Annotated in this window: 1 protein-coding gene; it reads left to right on the top strand. The window is 38.0% G+C overall.

All coding sequences use genetic code 11. The features are described from left to right. On the top strand, window positions 1-1,937 hold a 1,937-nt coding region (locus ACZFYI_RS19785; RefSeq protein ID WP_462525842.1), incomplete at both ends, for a tetratricopeptide repeat-containing sensor histidine kinase.

The raw sequence follows: 1,937 nt of genomic DNA, 5'->3' as shown, positions 1-1,937 counted from the left end.
AAATAAGATCAACTACAAAAAAGGTCTGGCAGACGCATACAATGCCAAAGGCAGGGCATATGCACAACAAGGAAGTTTTCAGGAAGCAATTATCAGCTTTCAGGAAGCATTGAAACATTTTCATAATATCAATGACAAAACAGGGGAAGCAAACATTTTAAGCAATCTTGGTTCAATTTATTTTTTGTTGGGAAACAGCACGAGAGCGTTGGAACTTCATTTTCAATCCCTAAAACTATCAGAAGAACTTAATAACAAACTAAGAATAGGTACTTCATTGAACAATATGGGGACTGTTTACCAAAAAAACCCAAATACAATCAATGAATCATTGACTTTTTTCAAAAAATCCCTAAAAGTTTTTCAGGAAATAGAATCAGAGCAGGGGAAAGCTACTGCAGCAATGAATATTGGAGAGGTTTATTTTTTAGAATCTAAATATGATTCTGCAATATATTTTCATCAATTGGCATTAGAACTTTGCGATGGTACTCTTGACGCGACATTTCCCCTCACCCAACTAGGAGAAATCAATGCTCAATTGGGGAATTTTCAGAGAGCATTTGGTTTTCACAGGCGTGCTTTGGAAATCTCTGAAAGAATGGATGCCAAATTTGAAATGACCCAAGGTCTTATCGGCTTGGCAAAAACACAAAGGAAAAGGGATGATTTTGAGAGTGCCGTCAGTACTTTGGAAAGAGCCAAAATCATAGCAAAAGAGATAGATGCAAAAAACGAATTGGTTGATGTTTATCTAAATCTTTCGGAAATACATGCTTTTGTTGGAGATTATAAGGCTGCGTATGAGAATGAAATCAATGCAAAGTCTGTAAAAGAAGAAATTGCAAAATCGAGTACAGAAAAAATGATCCAACAACTTCAATTCGAATTTGAATTGGATAAAAAAGAAGCAGAAATAGCACTTCTTCAAAAAGATACCGACTTAAAAAATGCCGCAGTTTTTAATCAACGGATTATCATATTCGCATCATTGGTCGGTTTACTTCTTTTTGTTATTATCAGTATTTTTCTTTTCCGTAATAACTTAAGTAAGCAAAAAGCAAACCGCTTACTTCGGGAGCAAAAAGAAGAAATCCATGCCCAAAGGGAAAAAGTGGAATCCGCGTATGACCAACTGAAAGCTACCCAAGCCCAATTGATCCAATCAGAAAAGATGGCTTCACTGGGCGAACTCACGGCTGGAATTGCACATGAAATGAGGAATCCTTTGAATTTTGTAAATAACTTCTCAGAAGTCAGCGCGGAACTGATTGAGGAGATTGAAGCTGTAAGGGCCAAAAGCCAAGCCCAAAGACGAAGCTCAGAAACTGAACTCTCATCTGGAGAAAAACTTGAAAATGAGATTTTGAAGGACATCAAGGAAAATCTTGTGAAGATCAATCATCACGGAAAACGTGCTGAGGCCATAGTCAAAGGCATGCTCGAACATAGCCGTACCAATAAAGGCGAGAAAGAATGGACGGATTTAAATGCTTTGGCAAATGAATTCGGGAAACTTTCCTATAACGGACTATGTGCAAAAGACAAAAATTTCAATTCAGATTTTAAGCTAGACCTCGATAAAGATCTTGCAAAAGTAAATGTTGTGGCTTCAGATATCGGTAGGGTCATATTGAACTTGGTAAATAATGCTTTTTATGCGGTCAATCAAAAGTCAAAATCACTAGGCAATGACGTCAACAAGGGGGAGATTTTCAAACCTTTGGTAACGATCAAAACAACTGTAATCAAATCACCTTTAGGGTCTACCGGAGATTTAGGGAATTTTGGGGTAAAAATATCCATCTCGGACAATGGCCCTGGAATTCCCGTCGCCATCCAAGACAAAATCTTTCAGCCTTTTTTCACCACCAAGCCCCCTGGACAGGGGACAGGATTGGGCCTGAGTCTGAGCTATGATATCATAAAGGCACATG

This window comes from Aquiflexum sp., from assembly GCF_977115555.1.
This window is presented reverse-complemented; position numbering and strand designations above follow the sequence as displayed.